Source organism: Saccharibacillus qingshengii, from assembly GCF_013185195.1.
Classification (GTDB): domain Bacteria; phylum Bacillota; class Bacilli; order Paenibacillales; family Paenibacillaceae; genus Saccharibacillus; species Saccharibacillus qingshengii.
In genome coordinates, this window is sequence record NZ_JAAZWC010000025.1 from 1 (window position 1) to 19,833 (window position 19,833).

Consider the following 19,833-nt stretch of genomic DNA (forward strand, 5'->3'; position numbering starts at 1 on the left):
GACATGGAGAACACCTCGTTTTTGAGATTTTCTCTGAGTTTAACATAATTATGCTTTTAGGGTTGATGATGTACTAGATTTACAGTGTTATAAAGTTTTTGCTCTTACCAACGAGGTAAGTCGCTTGTTTTATACCTAACCATGGACTGAAACAAAGCTGTTTACATCAAAATAATCTTTTTCCAGCGCCATGACAATTACACGAACTTATGTGAACAGAGAAAAGGCGCTAAGATAAAAGAACGCTTTATCTTAATCTTACTATCGTTTAATCAAACTAAAGAGTTATGAATAACCCTGATTTACACCCCTTCGTGTTCCTGCAGCCCCTTCCATTCCTTCTTAAATTTTAAATTGGTTCTTCATTGGTTGTGATTTTGTAGTCAATAAACTTTTAAATAAGAATCTAATTAGCGGGAAAGACAGTACTTCTTCAATAAGTAGCATTTTCGAATACTTGGCATTTTTGAAAATAAATCATGTTAATACCTTGAAGAATTACTGGTTAAAAGAAAAATGCATAATATATAATATGCTACTAAAACTCACTTTCTTTTGTACGGAAGGTAACAAGCATATAAGGTATTACAATAATTTAATGATCAACATTTAAACTGGGGAATTACGTTTTTTTCATGTTTTTAGCCAGTTTAATGATAACGAATACTTATGTAGAACTGTTGAAGAACGTCTTCAGTAAAAGCATTATGTATTCAAGAATTAGCTAAGTACTTGGACAGCAAATTTAAAGAATTTTCCGGATACAGGTCACTTTTCCACACTGCTACACCTAGCTAACCTTTTATATGAAGAAAGACAATCGAGTGCGGAACGATCGAGGTCCGACTAACATGTAGACTATCTTTAAAAGCATACATTTTGAGATGTTCTAAAAAGAACCAATGTTCTTTCATAGAGCCTTCTATGCCCGAGAAAAAGATATACCTTCCAAATAGATATCTTAAAACCTAAGTAAACAAAACTTATAGCTGCTCAAGAAAGCACTTAACTTTATTAAAATGATCATAAGATTGACGCTTTAAGCAAGAAGGTTGACGCTTCATACTAGTTACGTAACTCTCTGAAATTTGTAAAATGGACATATACAGCAAATCTATGCTGAATCCACTAAACAAAAGAGGAGCGGTTCCTTATGCAAAATGTGTTGTTGAATAACGGTGTGGAAATGCCTATTCTTGGTTTTGGTGTATTTCAAATCGACGATCAAAATGAATGTGAACAAAGTGTTTATGAGGCCATTATGGCAGGCTATCGTTTAATTGATACGGCCGCTTCGTATCAAAATGAAGAAGCTGTCGGTAGAGCCATTAAACGCAGCGGCGTAGCGAGAGAAGAATTATTCATTACCACGAAAGTTTGGGTGCAGGATGCAGGCTACGAAGCTACCAAAAGTGCCTTTGAAAAGTCTTTGGTCAAGCTGCAGCTCGACTACCTCGACCTCTACCTGATTCATCAGCCGTTCGGCGATGTATACGGTTCTTGGCGGGCGATGGAAGAACTGCACAAAGAAGGGAAAATCCGAGCCATCGGTGTCAGCAACTTTTCCCAAGATCGCTTGATCGACCTCATCCTTCATAACGAGATCATACCGGCCATTAACCAGGTCGAGACCCATCCCTTTAACCAACAAGTCGATAATGCAGATTTTATGAAAGAAAACAACGTGCAGATCGAGTCATGGGGACCTTTTGCCGAAGGGAAAAATGATTTATTCCACAATGAAGTCTTAATGTCCATTGGTGAGAAATATAAAAAATCTATCGCTCAAGTCGTCCTGCGTTGGTTGACTCAAAGAGGCGTTGTTGCGATTCCAAAATCGGTCCGCAAAGAAAGAATAGTTGAGAACTTTAACATTTTCGATTTTGAACTGTCTCAAGAGGATATGAAGCGGATTGCAGATCTGGATACGAAGCAGTCGCTATTCTTCTCGCATCAGGATCCGGCTATGGTGAAGTGGATCGGTACCCGTAAGCTTGAACTTTAGTCAACAAAAACTTAATGTTCGAAGCAGGAAAGGACAATAAATCATGCGTAAACGTCAATTAGGCAATTTGGAAGTATCCTCTATCGGTCTTGGTTGCATGGGAATGAGTTTTGGCTATGGCCCGGCATCCGATGCTAAAGAAATGACTAGGCTTATCCATTCTGCTATTGATCGCGGGGTAACTTTTTTTGATACGGCTGAAGTCTATGGACCGTTTACGAATGAGGAACTTGTTGGAGAAGCACTTCAGCCTTTTCGAAATAAAGTAGTTATTGCGACCAAATTCGGATTTGACCTACAGGGTACAAGACCAACCGGACTAGACAGTCGGCCCGAACATATAAAAGAAGCCGTAGAAGGTTCACTAAAACGGTTGAAAATCGAATCTATAGACTTGTATTATCAGCACCGCGTAGATCCCGACGTACCGATTGAAGAGGTTGCGGGAGCTATGCAAGACTTGATTCGAGAAGGAAAAATCAAACACTGGGGCCTTTCTGAAGCAAGCGTAAGCACGATTCGACGCGCCCATAAGGTTCAACCTCTCGCCGCCGTTCAAAGTGAATATTCCATGATGTGGAGACAACCCGAAGAAAACTTGCTGCCCGCGCTCGAAGAACTCAACATTGGATTCGTTCCTTTTTCTCCATTGGGAAAAGGGTTTCTTACTGGAAGCGTCGATCAAAACACAACTTTTGATAGCTCTGACTTCCGTAGTATCGTCCCACGCTTCAAGCCGGAGAATCTTAAAGCTAATCAGACGCTGATTGAGCTTGTGCAGCAGATTGCCGCTAACAAAAAGGCGACTTCGGCTCAAATTGCCCTGGCTTGGGTCTTGGCGCAAAAGCCTTGGATCGTCCCGATTCCTGGCACTCGCAAATTGGAACGACTGGAAGAAAATCTGGGAGCGGCAGATATAGAATTGACCTCCGAAGAACTTCGGGATCTGAATAAAGAACTCTCAAAGATTGAAATCGCAGGAGAACGCTATCCGGCAGAGCATGAGAAAAAGATTGATAAGTAAGATCTCCGCTCCTAGAAGTGAGCATTCAAGCAGCGTATGAAATGTTGCTATTCGTCCCCGAACTTTTCGGAAAACAAAAATAGACTGGACCTCTTTTAAAAGGGTCCAGTCTATTTTTTGAAAAGAAAGAAATCGATAACCGCAGCCTAATGCTCGCTCTCCCCACAAACCACTACTTTAAACTTCCACGTAAAGCTTGTCTAATGAAGATTAGGTGCTTCATTATCATTTTGAAAGTTTGATGCATTTAGCTGCCCGGCACGCCAATTTGAAGGTGTGTCGCCTTCCCAAACTCGAAACGCCCGATAAAATGAATTCTGATCCTCATATCCAAGTAAAAAAGCAACTTCTTTGATATCCAACATCGGATCCGTTAAATAACTTTGGGCCTGCTCATGTCTGGCTTCGGTCACTAATTGTTTAAAGCCTGTTCCCTCATCCGTAAGGCGCCGCTGCAAGGTACGATCGCTTAGTCCAAGTTCGCTCGAAACAAGTTGAATATCAGGACGGCCAGCGGAAAGGTTCCGTTTAATCATCCATTTGACCGTTTGAGTAAGTGAACTGTTTTGCTGCTGTTCATCCAACATTCTCTCCAAGGTCGGAGTTAAGATTTCCAACAGTTCTGCGTTGTATGAGTTGAAATAAAGGTCCAGATCTTTTCGATAAAGGGTCAAGCGGTTATGTTCGGCACCGGTCCGAACCGGACAACCAAAGTGCTTTTCCAGGCTGTGCACAGGTTCTAAAGACTGTTCCAGCTCTACAAGATGCGGCCTTATCCATTCTTTGGTTCCGTGCCGTCCAAGCTCAAGCAGCGTGATAAGTATGCCTACCGCCAACATGGCTGGCACAGGCTTCTCCGCGTACAGCCAGTCAAATTCTATCGTACAATATTCGTCTTTCTCGACGATTAGAAAACGCTCGGGAGCGCACATTTGTTTATAGCGAGTAAGTCTGGATAAGGCATCGCGGTAATCACGTGCGTGATAGGCGGCCAAAACGCTAGGAGGCAGTTGGGCAATATCCCGGTTGACCATCAAATCAAGAACAAGAACCGCCGAATCCCTGACAGAATCGGACAGAACTTGCCATAAGGTGAAGTATTGAGCGGTTGTAACCGTACTCGTATCGCTTATCAGAGTCACGGGGAGCCGGGCTGTACGAACGATATCCAATGGCGATACATTAATCTGCTGCATCCTCTTCCAAAATCCGATGGGTATCTTAACCGCATCCAAAGAATAAGGCATCACATGCTTCACTCCTTTCAGGGTCATAAGATTATCTATATATTTTACTCATCGAATACGCTTATGTCTCTAGCTGAAAACGACACGGCTCTTGCATGTTGTGCCAACTTTTGTTTTCTTATTCTTTAAACGATGCTAAAATTTACAGTTTCCAAAACAGAACCTTCAAAAAGAACGCAGCCTGATCAGCTGCATGCTTTTTTGAAGTTCATTTTGAATCAAATCTCTTGTTCAGCGATGAGTTTTTGCTTTGCTTATTTCACTGGGGCAACACCGCTTGTCATTCCTTTGAGTTCGCCAAGGGTAGTTTGATTACCTTCTTCATCTAAAAGGATGGTATCGTCGCCCTGGAATTCGCCTACCTGCGCTTTAGAGCTGGCAGATGTTGAGGCATGATTAGGAAGAATCTCTACACCAGGAATTTTTGAATTATCCCAACCAACAGGAGATATATTGCTGGAGACGAGACTTAAACTAACAGTTAAAGAGAAAGTTATACTAAAAAAATTAATCATTTTATAGACCTTCTTTCACTGTAGGTAGAATTAATAATATTCACTCGTAATTTTACTTCGATATAGACAGTAGGACTATTATAAAACTATTATAGAAATTTTTGCAAATACCAAGATCCCAGCTGAAGAAGCTAGGATCAGAGATAGCGGAGTTAACAGAAGGCAGCTCTCCTAAAGTTGTTTGATTCTCCTCTACGCTAGGACTAGATGCAAAAGCACATTCCTTTATCTTTGATCAAGGGATCGACGTGGCAAGCAAGTCTGATTTCGAGAAAAGCGAGGAGGTAGAGGGAGGAATTCAATGAAGGAACGATAGGGTTCGCCTTTGGGGTTCGAATTGATTCAAGATCAGGATTTGAACTTGCGCCGTTAATCGAGAAAACTCCGCTGGAATTTTCCTGAGGAAGCCGCTTTTTGTTCGTCGTCTGTCCGCCCGCTTCGCAGCTCTTTACAAATTCCCGACCGCAGGAGTAAGATAAACCTGTAAGTTGTATACAGGTATACCGGTTCGATAACGAGATTTATATTTTATCCAGGAAGAGAGAGTGGACAGCATGAAAATCGGAATGATCGGGCTCGGGAAAATGGGATACAATCTGGTTCTGAATCTGCTTGAGAACAAACATGAAGTGGTAGTCAACGACGTGAATCCGGAGCCGGGACGGGAATTGGCCGGCAAAGGCGCGATCGCGGCGGAGTCCGTGGCCGAACTGGTCGGACAGCTGGCGAAACCGCGCGTCGTCTGGGTGATGGTACCGGCCGGAGCGATCGTCGACGGCGTGCTCGAGGGCTTGTCGGAACTGCTGGAAGAAGGCGATATCGTTATTGACGGCGGCAACTCGCAGTACAAAGATTCGATCCGCCGTTCGGAGATGCTGGGACGCAAAGGGATCTTCTTCTTCGACGCGGGTACGAGCGGCGGCATGTCGGGCGCGCAGAACGGCGGCTGCTTCATGATCGGCGGCGACCAAGGCGCTTTTGCAACGATCGAACCGCTGTTCCGGGACCTGGCGGTCGAGAACGGCTATCTGTACACCGGACCGAGCGGAAGCGGGCATTATCTCAAAATGGTGCATAACGGTATCGAGTACGGCATGATGCAGGCGATCGGCGAAGGATTCGAAGTATTGGAGAAAAGCGCGTTCGATTACGATCACGAAGCGGTGGCCCGCGTCTGGTCGAACGGCTCGGTGATCCGCAGCTGGCTCATGGAATTGACGCAGAACGCTTTTTCCAAAGACCCGAATCTTGACGAAATCCGCGGCGTGATGCAGAGTTCCGGCGAAGGCAAATGGACGGTGCAGGAAGCGCTCGACCTCGAAGTCAGCACCCCGGTCATCGCATTGTCGCTGCTGATGCGCTACCGTTCGCTCGAGAACGATACGTTCCACGGCAAAGTGGTCGCGGCGCTGCGCAATGAATTCGGCGGTCACGCGGTCGTCAAAGAAGACTGAGCCAAAATCCAGCAGCGGGGAGTCGTTCCATATGCAATATCCTTCGGCTTGGCTGCAGGGGGCTTCGCTCGGCGAATCGATTGCCGGCCGGCTGCGCCTGCAAATTATTGGCGGAGAGATCGAACCGGGAGAGATTCTCTCGGAGAATCGGATTGCGGAAGGGTTCGGGGCCAGCCGCTCGCCGGTTCGCGAAGCTTTCCGGACGCTTGCCGGCGAAGGCCTGATCCGGCTCGAGCGGATGGGAGCGGTGGTCGTGGGGCTCGAGCTGGACGCGGTCAAGGAATTGTACGATGTCCGCTATCTGATCGAGAGCTTCGCCCAGCAGCGGCTGGCTTCCCGGGATAACGCAGCGTTGATCGCCCGGCTTGAACAGCAGATCGACGGGATGAAGCTTGCCGCCAGGTACGGAGACTGCGTAGAGTTTGCCCACCAGGATTTTTCGTTTCACGAACGGATTGTCGAAGAAGCGCAGCACACGCGTATCCGGCATTTGTGGACCAGTATCCGATCGATCGTGATGACGGTTATTCTGCTGACGACGGAGAAAGAATTCGAGCGGGGCGAGAGCCGGATGATCGAGGTCGCGGAGAAGCACCGGATGGTCATCGAAGGCCTCAAATCGGGCAGCGAAGAGAAGATCCGGGAAGTCGTCAGAGCGTATTTTGACGATTCGGATGCTACGCTTGGCCGCAGTTTGTATTAATCGACGAAAATAAGCGGGTCACTCCGTATCCGAAAGGAAGATTTCCACAGGATGAGCGAAAAGTTGATGATCGGCGTCGATATCGGCACGACCAGCACCAAAGCGGTAGTCTTTACGGAAAAAGGAGAAGTGGTTGCCCAGGAGAATGTCGGCTATCCGCTGCATACCCCGTCGCCTTCGGTGGCGGAACAGGATCCCGACGAGATCTACAGAGCCGTCACTTCGTCGATCGCGGGCGCGGTGCGCACGGCGCAGGCACGGCCGGAGCAGATTCTGCTGCTGTCGTTCAGTTCCGCGATGCACAGTCTGATCGGTGTCGATGCGGACGGAAATCCGGTTACCCGCTGCATCACGTGGGCGGACAACCGCAGCGCGGCCTGGACGAAGAAGCTGAAGCGCGAGCTGAACGGAGACGGGATCTACGCCCGGACCGGTACGCCGATCCACCCGATGTCTCCGCTGTCGAAACTGCTCTGGCTGCGCCATGATGAACCCGAGTGGTTCAACCGTTCCGCCAAGTTTATATCGATCAAGGAATACGTCTTTTTGCGGTTGTTCGGCGAGTATGTCATTGATCATTCTATCGCTTCCGCTACCGGGCTGTTCAATCTGGAACGATTGGATTGGGACGAGGAAGCGCTGCAGACAGCCGGCGTGACGCCGGAGCGTCTGTCCCGGCTTGTTCCGACGACGCATGTCATGCACGGCCTGCAGCCGGCGGCGGCCAGCGAATTGGGTCTTGCCGTGGATACGCCGTTTGTCGTAGGCGCAAGCGACGGCGTGCTGTCCAATCTGGGCGTAGGCGCGATCCGTCCGGGGGTCGTCGCGGCGACGATCGGAACAAGCGGCGCGATCCGCACCGTCGTGAACCGTCCCGTTACCGACCCCAAAGGCCGATTTTTCTGCTACGCGCTGGCGGACGGATTGTGGGTGATCGGCGGTCCGGTCAATAACGGCGGCATGCTGTTCCGCTGGGTACGCGACGAATTTGCGGCTTCGGAAGTCGAGACCGCCAAGCGGCTGGGCATCGATCCCTACGAAGTCTTGACCCGGATCGCCGAACAGGTGCGTCCGGGCAGCGAAGGGCTGCTGTTCCATCCGTATCTGACCGGAGAACGGGCGCCGCTGTGGAATCCCGATGCGCGGGGATCGTTCTTCGGCTTGACGATGAACCATCGCAAAGAGCATATGATCCGCTCCGTGCTGGAAGGCGTCATCTTCAATCTGTATACGGTCATGCTGGCTATGGAAGAGCAGATCGGCCGTCCTCAGAAGATCCATGCGACCGGCGGATTCGCGCGTTCGCCGCTGTGGCGGCAGATGATGGCGGACATCTTCGATCAAGAAGTCGTCGTCCCGGAGAGTTTCGAAAGTTCCTGTCTCGGCGCGGCGGTGCTGGGGTTATACGCACTTGGGCGCGTCGATTCGCTGGATGTCGTCGAAGGGATGATTGGCGGTACGCACCGGCATGAACCGATCGATGAGAATGCCAGAATCTACAAACACCTGCTGCCGATCTTTATCTCCGTTTCGCGCAGTCTGGAGCAGGAATACGAAGCGATCGCCCGGTTCCAGCGGGAGATGGCGGGAGAACTCTGAGCCTCCGAAGACGAAGCCTGAGCTGTAACGACTCCTTTCATGCCAAAAAGCCGCTTTTCCGTTTGGCATAGGCCATGGAAAAGCGGCTTTTGGTATTTTGGGTTTGCCAAGCGGCAGATGCGGGCCTACCGGCGCATGACCGAAACTGCGCTCAGCGTGCCCGGCTCGGCGAATGGTCGATCGAGGCGGCCATCACTTCGCCGTATGCCCAATAAGACGGGGGAACGTCGCTCCAGGTCATCGGAAGGCCCTTGTCCGCGGGACGTTCGATCAGGCGGTTGATCAGTGCGGCGGTCTCGGCTCTCGTCACCGGCCGATCGGGGCGGAAGCTGCCGTCCGGATAGCCGTCCATGGCGCCGTGCGAAGCGGCAGCCGCAATCGCGGCGGCGGCCCAATGTCCTTCGGTATCTCCAAAAGCGGTATCCGGTCCGCCTGCCCATCCGTATACGTTCACCAGGATTTGCGCCATTTCCGCCCGGGTTACGGCACGTTCGGGTTCAAAGCGGGCGCCTCCCGTACCCTGCATCCAGCCTTTGGCCGCAGCGACGGATACACCCGTCGTAAGCCATTTGCCGGAATCGATATCCCGGAAATCCGGATCGGAAGCAGCAGGCTCCCCGCTCATTGTCCGCTGCAAGATGACTGCCAGCTCCGCCCGGATCACGGGCTGTTCGGGGCGGAAAGTTCCGTCCGTATAGCCGTTCATATAGGCGGGATACTTGTGCTTCTCCGGCGTCAGTGCAAAAGCGTAGGGCGGGGATACGGCTTCGCCGGCGTGCAGGATGCCTGCGGCTCCGGCGTTTCGGCTGTCATAAGGCAGATAGCCTTCTTTTTCGCCGACGATGTAATAATCGCCTTCCGGCTGAACCAGCCGAAGATCCATTCCGTTCTCGCCTGGGACGGACGCAGCCGACGCAGGCTGACCGGGAAGGCGTCCGCTTGCGCGGTTGGCGGCCGTGTCGGCCCAATACAGCCCGATCTTCACTTCTTCGAGAGGCAGACCGGTAACCGCATCGGTGACGCTGATCCGCACAGGCGTCGTGACGCCGGTTTCCAGGGCGGAAGCGGGCACGGGAGAAGCTTCGGAAGCGGCCGGGAGCAGAACTCCGGCAGCCAGCAGCAGAGCGACAAAGGACGAACCGACGCGTTTGGGGACGGGCGTGCCGATGTTCATGGAAATCGCCTCCGTATCGGAATGGGATCAGCGGACAATCGAGTGGCGGACGGGGTCATGGGGGTCTTACTCTATACATAAACCTTTAAAAATCGGGAGAATCCGATCGCGGTCTCCCTGAATGGAAAAAGTTACGGCAGGGAGGCCCATACGGAAAAAAAGCCTGCCGAGCCGCATGCCGGGAAGGCTTGCGGTCTCGATAGACTTCTATTCCTGAAGCGCCGGCGGTCCGGATGATTGCATTTGAGGATGGAATCATACGAAGATTGCAGTCGGGATCGAAAAAAAGCATGCGACCCGGACAAGCGGCCGGCGCGGGACTTAAGCGACGTTGCGGCGGCCGGAACGGAAATCGGTCCGGCTGGCGAAGACTTCGCAGGATGCGCCGCGAAGCTTCGCGGTATAAGAACCGGCACAAACCGGACTTACGCAGTGGAACGAAGAGACGTCAAAAAGCCTCTTCCCATACAGATAAGAAGAGGCTTGAACAAGCGGAATCTCTTCTTATCTCTCCGTTCATTCAACGTTCCGCCAAGCGGAAAAATACGAATAAACGTGCAAGAATTAGCACCGTGCCCCCAATGGGGTCGGTTGCCGGGCTTCATCGGGCTGGTCCCTCCGCCTGCTCTTGATAAGATGTTTCAGGGTCTGGCTTATAGAGAATACATATGTTTGAATTATCGCATGACCCGCCGAAAACTGTCAACGGACCCTTGGAAGGTTTCCTGCTTCTTGGCCGCTGCCGCTTGCAATTCCGGCCGGCGATCCTATAGGCTGGATAGACATAGAGAAAGCTGGGCCGAAGAACGGAGGATGCGCGATGACCAAATGGAAAGTAACCTGTATCCAGCACGATGTGATCTTCGGAGACCCCGAAGCCAATTATGTACGGATGGAAGAACGGATTGACCGGGCGATGCAATCGAATCCCGATGTTCTGGTGCTGCCCGAATTGTGGACGACCGGCTACGACTTGACGCGGCTGGACGAGATCGCGGACAAGGAAGCGCGGCGCACGAAAGCTTTTCTTGCAGACCTTTCACGCAGGTACCGGGTACATCTGGTCGGCGGGTCGATCGCCCAGCGTACGCCGGCAGGCGTATTCAATACGCTGCTCGTGTACGACCGCGAAGGCCTACCGGCTGCGGAGTATCGCAAAGCCCATCTGTTCAAGCTGATGGACGAACATCTGTATCTTCAGGCGGGCGAGCAAAAAGGACTGTTCGAACTGGGCGGTGTCCGCGGAGCGGGAGTCATCTGCTACGATATCCGTTTCCCCGAATGGATCCGGGTTCATGCCGCGTCCGGTGCCGACATTCTGTTCGTTGCCGCCGAATGGCCGCTCTCCAGGCTGGCTCACTGGCGCGCGCTGTTGATCGCCCGGGCGATCGAGAATCAATGCTGGGTGGTCGCCTGCAACCGAAGCGGCAGCGATCCTTCGAACGTATTCGCGGGGCATTCGATGATTGTAGGACCGTGGGGAGAGATCGTCGCCGAAGCGGGAGAAGAAGACGAATTTTTGACCGCAGACCTCGATATGGACGAAGTGGCGAGAGCAAGAGGACGGATTCCGGTATTTGAAGACCGGAGACCGGAGCTGTACCGCTAGCCGCTTGTCCCGATAGACAAAAGCGTGCGGGCAGCTCCGGTCTCCGGTGCCAAATGGAGCGGTTGGAATCGACGGGATTCAGACCTTGATCTTGCGACCTTTCCAGCTTACGGAGTGGAACACGTTCACTCTAATGAACGAATACAAATAGATGCCTACGAAAAACGAGAACCAGATCGGATGAATCGCAAAAACCGCTTTTTTGAAATTGCCGATCCGGCCGGCAAACCGGGCGGTCTGCATCGCATACAGGACATACAAGCCTCCGCTGAGCAGGATAGCGGCCGGATTCCAGGCGATCAGGGCAGAGATCAGGGCGGCCGCGGCGATGAAACTGCCGGAGATCCAGAAGATGACCATGAGCATGACGACCGGATGTGTCGACTTGGAACCGACGGCGAAACTTTTGCACCAGCCTTCGATCAGGCTGCCCAGGCCTTCCGGGTACATACGGAAAGACAAGATGCCTTTGCCGCCGAGGCAGCGGACAGGAAGATCCTGCTCCACAAACGCTTCGCCCAGCGCCAGATCGTCCATGATCGCGCCTTCGATTTTTTTGTGTCCCCCGGACAAAAAGTAATCGTCGCGATTGCACAAAATACACGGACCAAACGAACCGGCCGTTTTAAACCGCGAACCCCAAAGGGTGAACAGATTCATGCCGACCACGACGATGATATTGAAAACGATCGAGATATATTCGTACAGACGCTCCACGGTATGGAAAGGTTGCAGAGCCATAATGCCCCGCGCTCCTTTTGCTTGGTAGGCATGCAGCAGATGGCTTAATCCGTCCTCGCTTTCAAACTGGGTATCGGCGTCCAAGAACAATAACCAGCTTCCGGTGGCCTGCTCGGCTCCATACCAGCAGGCCGACGATTTGCCCGACCCGTCGTTTTGAAGCACCTTTGCCCCGAAGCTTTCCGCAACGGCGGCCGTCTTGTCCGATGAATCGTCGTCCACCACCAGAATTTCGTAGGCCGTGAACCGCTGCTCCTGCAGCGACTTCAGCAGGGGCAGGATTCTGCGCTCTTCGTTTCTGGCCGGAATAATGATGGACAGAAAAGGTAGGCCGGCCGCCGATCCGGAAGAGGAGACCGGGATCGGCAGCGACCAGAATACCAGGCAGCCGGCGATCACGGCCGCAAGTCCAATCGCCAGTTTAATGAAGTCCAAAGCCGTTATAACATTCGCCCCCTTTTTTTATTTGATTTTCCTCGCTCATTTTACCGAATAATCGAACGGTTCTCCCGTATCGTCCTGGATCAATTCCTGGGCGGCAATTCGGGCCGACAAGAGCACGATCGGGACGCCGGCGCCGGGATGCGTACTGCTTCCGGTGAAGTACAACTGTTCGCAGTCGCTCGCTTTGCTTTGCGGGCGATAATGGTTGCTTTGTTTGAGAATAGGCTGCAAGCCGAACGCGGCGCCGTTATACGCATTGAACTTCGAACTGAAATCCAGCGGCGTCGTATGCGTTTCGGCCACGATTTCATTGTCGATATTTTCAAAGCCGCGAATCTTCTTCAACTCGTTCAAAATGTACCCGCGATAATAAGAAACCGTCTCCTCGTTCCATTCGTAATTGGATTCGGCGGCGTTCGATACGGGCATCAGAATATACAATCCGTCTTTTCCTTCGGGAGCCAGGGACGGGTCGATTTTGGAAGCGATATAGACATAAAAAGAAGCGTGGGTCAGTTTTTTGCCGTCGAAAATATCGTTAAGATTCTGATCCAGGTTCTCATTGAAAATAAAATTGTGCACATGTTCGATTTCTTCGTACTTTCGGTCCATGCCGAGGTAGAGCAGGAAACAGGAACACGAATATTTCATGCTGTCGACTTTTTGATCGGTATATTTCCCTTTGGCCGGCTTGTCCTGGACCAGATTTTTGATCGCGTACGGGAAGTCCGCATTGCAAACGACATAATCCGAAGCGATGTTTTGTCCGTCCACGACAATGCCTTCCGCTTTTTGATTTTGGATAGAGATCTCCTGGACGTCTTTGCCGTAATGAACGACGCCTCCGAGTTCTTGGAAGAGCCGCTCCATCGACAAAGCCATCGTATACATCCCGCCTTTGATAAACCACACGCCGTACAAGAACTGCAGCATGGGAATCATCGTATAAAAAGAAGGACTGGTCAGCGGAGAGATGCCGATGTACAGCGTTTGAAAGCTGATCATCTGCCGCAGCCGTTTGTTTTTGATATATCGGCCGACGAACTTATCCGCAGTGTCGTAAGGTTTCAGTTTCAACGCTTTTTTCAGCATGGGGAGGTTATAGAATTCATTCCGTTTACGGAAAGGCCTCGGAAGAATGTAATGCTTGGCAATAATGAATTTCTGATAAATCTCATGCAGATACCGGAAAAAGCCTGCGGTGTCTTCTTCGCTCATCGCTTCGATCGTTTGGGTCAGCTTGGTCAGGTCGGAGGAGATATCAAAAGGCTGGTCCGGAATATCGCTGAAATAAGCCCGGTAAATCGGATCCAGCCGCTGCATGGGAATGTAATCGTCCGGATTGCGGCCGCACACTTCGAAGACTTCCCGGTAGAGTTCCGGCAGCATCACGATGCTTGGCCCCAGATCGAATTTGTATCCGCCGTCCAGCTCGATCCGGTTCATCTTGCCTCCGGGCGTCAATCCTTTTTCATAGATTTCCACCCGATAACCCGCATGCTGCAGCCGGATGGCCGTGGCAAGCCCTGCTACCCCCCCTCCAACGACAATCACCTTTTTACTCATGCAAACCCTCATTTCCATCCTGTATTTGCTTCATTGCTGTGATTACAGAAGCCATTTTCTCAACTTTTTTAATGCGCTGCGGTTTGTATCGGAGTACGGCGGGAATTTCCCTTGAAAACGCAGGTAATGGTAAGTTTGAACCTTCGTTTTCTCATAACTGAAAGCCAGAAAGCCGGCTTTGCCGTGATAAGCGCCGTATCCGCTTCGGCCGACCCCTCCAAAGGCGATATGGGGACTCGCGGCATGATGGATCACTTGATTGACGCTGACCGTCGAGGAGCGCATATAGTCGTTGAACCGCTGGATTCGATCGTTGTTCGTACTGAAGATATATCCGGTAAGCGCATCGCGCTGAAGACAGCCTGACGATAGCAAAGACTCCAAATCGGTATAGGGAATGACCGGAAGAACCGGCCCGAAAATTTCTTCTTCCAACACCGGACTGCCCGGCTCCATATCCGTCAGCACGGTCGGCGCGACAAATCGGTCGGATCGATCATTCGTACCGCCATGTCTGACCGTACCCTGACCGATAAATTCGACCACTTTCTGAAAATGGGCCTCGGTACAGATCCGGCCGTAATCCGCGCTTGTCTGAGGCTGCTCGCCGTAGAAAGCGGACAGCGAAGCGGAGATTTCATCCAGCGTTTGTTCGTACACGGACCGATGGACGTACAGCGTATCCGGCGCGATACAGGTCTGACCGGCATTCAGAAATTTGCCCCAGACGATGTCTCTTACGGCAGCCGCGGAAAAGCCCGTTTCGTCCAGAATGCACGGGTTTTTACCGCCGAGTTCAAGGATCACCGGCGTCAAATGTTTGGCTGCCTGCTCGGCCACGGCTTTCCCGGTGGTGCCGCTGCCCGTGAAAAAGATCAAGTCGAAGGGAGCCGAGGTGAGGCGGCTTGCGGTCCGGGCATCCCCCGTCACCACGTAGAGCTGTTCGGGAGGGAACGTTTGATTGATCGCTTCTTGAAGCAGCTCGGCCGATGCCGGCGCGGATTCGGACGGCTTGATGACGCAGGAATTCCCGGCCGCAAGGGCTCCGATCACCGGCATCAGGGTAAGCTGAACCGGATAATTCCACGATCCGATGACCAGGACACTTCCATGCGGCTGCCTTTTTTTGCGGAGCACTTCGACGGAGCCCAACTTGAGGTGCCGCGAGCTCTTGGGCCGGTTCCACTTGTCGAGGTGTTTGCAGACGTAATCGATCTCATTCAACAGCACGGCGATCTCGGACGAAAAAGACTCGAACGCCGGTTTGCCCAAGTCCGAATACAGGGCATCGGTAAATTCTTTTTCCCGCTCCACCAGAATCTTTTTCAGCTGGATCAGCTGCTTTTTGCGCATCTCGCCGGAAGGAACCCCTTTGGATAACCGTTCTTCCCTCTGCCTTTCCGGTAAACTCTCCAGCAAAGGGTATTCATTTTCCGGCATGGGCGGAATCCCTTTGCACGATTTTTTGGCTGACCAGTTGGCCGCTCAGCGTGACCATAGGCATGCCGCCTCCCGGGTTTACGGTTCCGCCTACGAAATACAAATTGTTATAACGTTCACTTTGTTTCGGATGCTTGAAGCCTTTGTTTTTTTTGCGATCGGACAAGGTTCCATAGATGGCGCCCCGATCCGAACCGTACATCTGTCTGATCTTGTCCGGCGTCCAGACATCTTTGGTGACGATATTGGCCCGCAAATCGTCCAGACCCATTCTCTCGAGCTTCATCAGGGTCCGCTCGGCAAATTGTTCGTATTCCTGCGGGGTAATCGGTTTCTGGTCTTGAATATAAGGAATATGCGGCAGCACTTTGATGTTTTCGTATCCTTCCGGAGCCTGTGACGGGTCCGTCTTGTTGACGTTGACCAGATAAATCACCGGATCCTCCGGCAGTTTGTGCTGGTGGAAGATGGACTGCATCTGCTGCTTCATATTTTCCGCGAAAAAGAAGTTGTGGTGGCGAAGCTGCGGGTAGCTTTTTTTTACGCCCAAATGCATAACGAGACCGGAGCTGGCCGGTTTGAATTTTTTCTTTAATTTTTCCATATAAGCGCTGTCTTCTCCCAGCAGTCGTTCGTAGACCGGGATGACTTCCATATTGGAAACGTAATAATCCGCGGTTAACCGCGATCCGTCTTCCAGCAGGGCTCCCGTGATTTCGCCGTTCTTCTTTTCAAGCTTGGCGATCGATTTGCCGAGGTGGAAATGAACGCCCGCTTCTTCGGCCAGCTTCACCAAACCGTCGGCCAGTTTATTCAAGCCGCCGGGTACATACCAGACTCCCTGGTCATGCTGCATGTAGATCATCATATTCAGCACGGCCGGGGCGTCGTAGGGAGACGAACCCACGTACTTGATAAAGTAGGACAGCATATCGCTGAACTGTTTATTGCTGATCCGTTTGTCGATGGCTCCGCGGACGGTAGACAGCAGATCGAAGTTTCTCAAAGCGGCAAACAGGGTCGTATGTTTCATGATTTCCCGGGTCGTATCGACGCCATGCTTGAAGTAGGTCTGATCCGTCATATCGTAAAGCTTTTTGGAATAGAGAAGGAGGTCCTGATACTCGCGCATGTCTTTTTCGCTCAAGGAAGAATTCTGCTCCTGCATTTCCTGGAGATCTTCGTATAAGTCGATGATATTGCCGTCAGGGAAAAAGGACCGCCATTGATGATCCAGCTTCTCGATCGGAACGTAGTCCTGCATGGATTTGCCGCTCGCCGTAAACAGCTTTTCAAAAACCCAGGGCATCGTCAGGATAGAAGGTCCCAAATCAAAACCGAAACCGTCCTGGTCCAGCCGGTTCAGCTTGCCGCCGATATGATTGTTTTTCTCATACAAAGAAACCTCGTATCCGGCTTGTGCCAATGAAATCGCAGCCGACAATCCTCCAAGTCCGCCGCCGATCACCAATATCTTTTTGTTTGTCGTTTTCACTTGTCGGTTTGCTCCTTCTTATCGATCCAAAATGGGTTTCATTCTTGCGCCAAGCCGTTACGGGCCTTCGATTGATTTTCCTGCCGCTTCCCTGATGGCGGATGCGACCCTTTGCCAGGCTTCTTCCGCTTTTTCTTTGGGACCGAAGTGCGTAAAAGAGTGTTTGCAGTCTTTGAATACTTTCGACTCGACCTCGACTCCGGCTTCTGTCAGTTTCTTCGCATAATATTCCGCTTCCGGTCTGAATGCATCGTCCTCCGCGATGAGAATAAGAGCCGGAGCCAAGCGGTCGCTTAGGGCGGCGCGAACCGGAGAAGCGAGAGGATGCTCCGCCTGGCCTTTGCCCGGTACGTAGCATAGATTCAGAAAATGGGCGACCTGGGGATATCGGGCACGCCACTTATCCGTTTCCGGTTTATCCGCATACGGCGTGGCAAAATCCAGCATCGGGCAGGACAGCACCTGAAGCAGCGGCTGCCGTTCTTTTTTTTCTTCCAGATACAGACAGAGAGCAGCGGCCAGATTGGCGCCTGAACTTTGTCCGCCGACCATGATTTTCGCCGCGTCGATATTCAATTCGCCGGCGTTCTGCTTCAGCCACCGAAACACTTCGTAGACTTGTTCAAGCGGTCTTGGAAAAGGATACTCCGGCGCTTTTGCATAATCCACGTTCACGACGACGCAGCCGGTCCGGTTGGCCAGGTAGCGGCAGTAGGGATCGTCCATTTCCTTTTCATGCATAATAAAAGCCCCGCCATGAAAATTCACGTAAACCGGAAACTTCTTCGCTTCGGCCTGCAGGGGATAGTAGAGGGAGAGATCCACAGGTTTTACGGATGTATCGACCTGCCGCTCTTTTTTCTCTTTCACCGGTTCAACAAGGAGCATAGGCCGCTTTTTGGCCTGATTGGGCAGGAGGCGCATCAGCTTTGCCGTGATAAGGGTGAACACTCGCATAACCTCGCTTTACCGTTGAACTTGAATAAAGCCTATGTATACGCCAGTCATGATTATTGTTACCCGTAAACGAACGCGGCGGCTACAGAACTTGATAACTTCCTCAAAAAAGTTTTGTTCTTGGGCAGGATAAGTCCCTTTTCATTCCGAAACGATCTGCGATTCGCGATAAGAAGAAAGACGCCCGACTTTTTCTTAGTGAAGTCGGGCGTCTTTATCGGTTGGCATGGAGCGGGTCCTTATTAGGATGAATCGGGATCAATAGCCGGGTTCAAGCAGCTTCTCGTCAAAAGAAGGCACCAGGCCTTCGCGGGCGGCGCGGACCAGCAGCGAACGGATCGCCGCATAGCCGTCTTCGCCCAGATCGGCCGTGAACTCGTTAACATACAGTTCGATATGCGAATCGGCGACGGCCGAATCCATCTCCTGCGCGTGCTCCAGCACATAAGCGCGCGAGGCTTCGGGATGGGCCCAGGCGTATTCGACGGAAGCGCGTACCCACTGCGCGACGGAGCGGGCATCCACGCTGCCGCGTTTGGCGATAATCGCGCCGAGCGGAATCGGCAGTCCGGTATCGCTTTCCCACCAGTCGCCGAGATCGGCGAGCTTGTGCAGGCCGTAGTTCTGATAAGTGAAGCGCGCTTCATGAATCACAAGGCCCGCATCGATCTCGCCGCTCTGCACAGCCGGCATGATCTTGTCGAACGGCATGACCACGACTTCGCCAATCCCGCCCGGAATGGCTTGAGCCGCCCATAAGCGGAACAGCAGGTAGGCGGTCGAGCGCTCGCTCGGTACGGCAATACGCTTGCCGGACAGATCGCCCGGCGCGGCGGCGCCCTGGGTCAGCACAAGCGGTCCGCAGCCGCGGCCGAGCGCTCCGCCGCACGGAATGAGCGAGTACTCCTGCAGAACCCAAGGCAGGGCGGCATAGGAGATCTTCATGACTTCCGGACCTTCGCCTGCGGCGGCCCAGTTGTTGGTGATATCGATATCGGCATAGGCGATTTCAAGTTCCGGTGCGCCTTCGATCAGGCCGTGCGCCAGGGCATGAAACACGAATGTGTCGTTGGGACAGGGGGAAAATGCGATCTTCAAGCGAAAAACACCTCCGGTAATAGTGAACTTGCCGTGCGAAGCGCGCCGAGCGCTTCGCCGATCTTCCAGGCAGCGCGGTCGCGGGGACCGACCGCGTTCGAGATTGCCCGCAGCTCCAGCGCGGGCAGCCCGAACTGCCGGGCGGCCTCCGCGACGCCGAAGCCTTCCATGCCTTCGGCCGCCGCGCCGGGCACGCGCGCGGCCAGCGCCTGCGCGCCCTCAAGCGTGCCGGTCGTCGTCGCGACCGTCAGCACCGGGCCGAGGCGCGCCTCGAGGCCGGCGCCGCTAAGCGCGCCGGCCAAAGCGGCCGAGACGCCGGACTCGGCCGGAATCACGGACGAGCCGAAGCCCAGCTCGTCCACGGAAATAAAGCCGTCCGGGCTGTCCGAGCCCAGGTCGGCCGCAATCATGCGGCTCGCGACAACAAGCGAGCCGATCTCCGCCGTGCCGGCGAATCCTCCGGCGATGCCGGCACTGACCACGCGCAGGTAGTGTCCGCGCGCGAGAGCGGCGGCGGTGCCCGCCGCCGCTGCCGCCGTGCCGACGCCGGCGGCGATCACGTCGAAGCGGGGATCGTCCGCGATTCCTTCGAGAACCGCCAGGCGTTCGGCTTCGACGGCCGTGACGATAAGGACTTTCGGGGCGGATCGAACGAACGGATCCGCGGGCTGCCGGCCTTGTGGATTCGGCTGGTGCATAGAATCGACTCCTTGTATAATGAAATGCGTTTCCATTAATAAATATTTGAAGTAACTTTATTTA

Annotated in this window: 16 protein-coding genes and 1 riboswitch; of the genes, 6 read left to right on the forward strand and 10 right to left on the reverse strand. The window is 52.5% G+C overall.

Annotated elements, in window-relative coordinates:
* Positions 1-1,153: 1,153 nt before the first annotated feature.
* Both HRQ60_RS18155 and HRQ60_RS18160 read left to right on the forward strand, forming a co-directional pair.
* The gene (locus HRQ60_RS18155; RefSeq protein WP_172198413.1) at positions 1,154-2,005 is read left to right on the forward strand and encodes an aldo/keto reductase; all 852 of its coding nucleotides are present in this window, start codon (positions 1,154-1,156) and stop codon (positions 2,003-2,005) included.
* A 43-nt stretch (positions 2,006-2,048) separates the two neighbouring features.
* Positions 2,049-3,029 carry an aldo/keto reductase gene (locus tag HRQ60_RS18160; protein ID WP_172198416.1) on the forward strand — a complete coding sequence of 327 codons (981 nt, stop codon included), beginning with the start codon at positions 2,049-2,051 and terminating at the stop codon, positions 3,027-3,029.
* Between the two features lie 200 nt (positions 3,030-3,229).
* On the opposite strand, the gene HRQ60_RS18165 is transcribed toward HRQ60_RS18160, so the two are convergent.
* Together HRQ60_RS18165 and HRQ60_RS18170 are read right to left on the reverse strand one after the other, a co-directional pair.
* Complete coding sequence (locus HRQ60_RS18165; RefSeq protein ID WP_172198419.1) at positions 3,230-4,276, reverse strand: helix-turn-helix domain-containing protein; 1,047 nt, start codon at positions 4,274-4,276, stop codon at positions 3,230-3,232.
* Positions 4,277-4,530: 254 nt separating this feature from the next.
* Complete coding sequence (locus HRQ60_RS18170; RefSeq protein WP_172198422.1) at positions 4,531-4,791, reverse strand: hypothetical protein; 261 nt, start codon at positions 4,789-4,791, stop codon at positions 4,531-4,533.
* A gap of 554 nt (positions 4,792-5,345) precedes the next feature.
* On the opposite strand from HRQ60_RS18170, the gene gnd reads away from it, so the two are divergent.
* The 3 genes from gnd to gntK are packed head-to-tail and all read left to right on the forward strand — an operon-like array spanning position 5,346 to position 8,547.
* Positions 5,346-6,245 carry a phosphogluconate dehydrogenase (NAD(+)-dependent, decarboxylating) gene (gene gnd / locus HRQ60_RS18175; RefSeq protein WP_172198425.1) on the forward strand — a complete coding sequence of 300 codons (900 nt, stop codon included), beginning with the start codon at positions 5,346-5,348 and terminating at the stop codon, positions 6,243-6,245.
* A gap of 31 nt (positions 6,246-6,276) precedes the next feature.
* The gene (locus HRQ60_RS18180) at positions 6,277-6,948 is read left to right on the forward strand and encodes a GntR family transcriptional regulator (protein ID WP_172198429.1); all 672 of its coding nucleotides are present in this window, start codon (positions 6,277-6,279) and stop codon (positions 6,946-6,948) included.
* A gap of 51 nt (positions 6,949-6,999) precedes the next feature.
* Positions 7,000-8,547, forward strand: coding sequence for a gluconokinase (gene gntK, locus HRQ60_RS18185; protein ID WP_172198432.1), 1,548 nt, complete (start codon positions 7,000-7,002; stop codon positions 8,545-8,547).
* 151 nt (positions 8,548-8,698) lie between these two features.
* Here the strand turns inward: gntK and HRQ60_RS18190 are convergent, their stop codons facing one another.
* Positions 8,699-9,721 (reverse strand): S-layer homology domain-containing protein, encoded by a 1,023-nt coding sequence (locus tag HRQ60_RS18190; RefSeq protein WP_172198435.1) that lies wholly within the window; start codon positions 9,719-9,721, stop codon positions 8,699-8,701.
* Positions 9,722-10,222: 501 nt separating this feature from the next.
* Positions 10,223-10,359: riboswitch (SAM riboswitch) on the reverse strand.
* 182 nt (positions 10,360-10,541) lie between these two features.
* Here HRQ60_RS18190 and HRQ60_RS18195 point away from each other — a divergent pair.
* Complete coding sequence (locus tag HRQ60_RS18195) at positions 10,542-11,330, forward strand: carbon-nitrogen family hydrolase (RefSeq protein WP_172198438.1); 789 nt, start codon at positions 10,542-10,544, stop codon at positions 11,328-11,330.
* Between the two features lie 78 nt (positions 11,331-11,408).
* Here HRQ60_RS18195 and HRQ60_RS18200 read toward each other — a convergent pair whose 3' ends face one another.
* From HRQ60_RS18200 to HRQ60_RS18230, 7 genes are all read right to left on the reverse strand, one after another.
* On the reverse strand, positions 11,409-12,506 hold the full coding sequence (locus HRQ60_RS18200) for a glycosyltransferase family 2 protein (RefSeq protein WP_216671637.1): 1,098 nt from the start codon (positions 12,504-12,506) through the stop codon (positions 11,409-11,411).
* Between the two features lie 45 nt (positions 12,507-12,551).
* Positions 12,552-14,081 (reverse strand): phytoene desaturase family protein, encoded by a 1,530-nt coding sequence (locus HRQ60_RS18205; protein ID WP_172198441.1) that lies wholly within the window; start codon positions 14,079-14,081, stop codon positions 12,552-12,554.
* Between the two features lie 42 nt (positions 14,082-14,123).
* Positions 14,124-15,521 (reverse strand): aldehyde dehydrogenase family protein, encoded by a 1,398-nt coding sequence (locus HRQ60_RS18210; protein ID WP_172198444.1) that lies wholly within the window; start codon positions 15,519-15,521, stop codon positions 14,124-14,126.
* Positions 15,508-17,016 carry a phytoene desaturase family protein gene (locus tag HRQ60_RS18215; protein WP_172198447.1) on the reverse strand — a complete coding sequence of 503 codons (1,509 nt, stop codon included), beginning with the start codon at positions 17,014-17,016 and terminating at the stop codon, positions 15,508-15,510. The genes HRQ60_RS18210 and HRQ60_RS18215 overlap by 14 nt, the downstream gene beginning before the upstream one ends.
* Positions 17,017-17,073: 57 nt before the next feature.
* The gene (locus HRQ60_RS18220; protein WP_343044736.1) at positions 17,074-17,967 is read right to left on the reverse strand and encodes an alpha/beta hydrolase; all 894 of its coding nucleotides are present in this window, start codon (positions 17,965-17,967) and stop codon (positions 17,074-17,076) included.
* A gap of 264 nt (positions 17,968-18,231) precedes the next feature.
* A complete protein-coding gene (locus tag HRQ60_RS18225) occupies positions 18,232-19,071 on the reverse strand; it encodes a 1,4-dihydroxy-6-naphtoate synthase (protein ID WP_172198453.1) in 840 nt (279 codons plus the stop codon).
* Positions 19,068-19,769, reverse strand: a complete 702-nt coding sequence (locus HRQ60_RS18230; protein ID WP_172198456.1) for a futalosine hydrolase — start codon at positions 19,767-19,769, stop codon at positions 19,068-19,070. Before HRQ60_RS18230 ends, HRQ60_RS18225 begins: the two co-directional genes overlap by 4 nt.
* Positions 19,770-19,833: the final 64 nt, after the last annotated feature.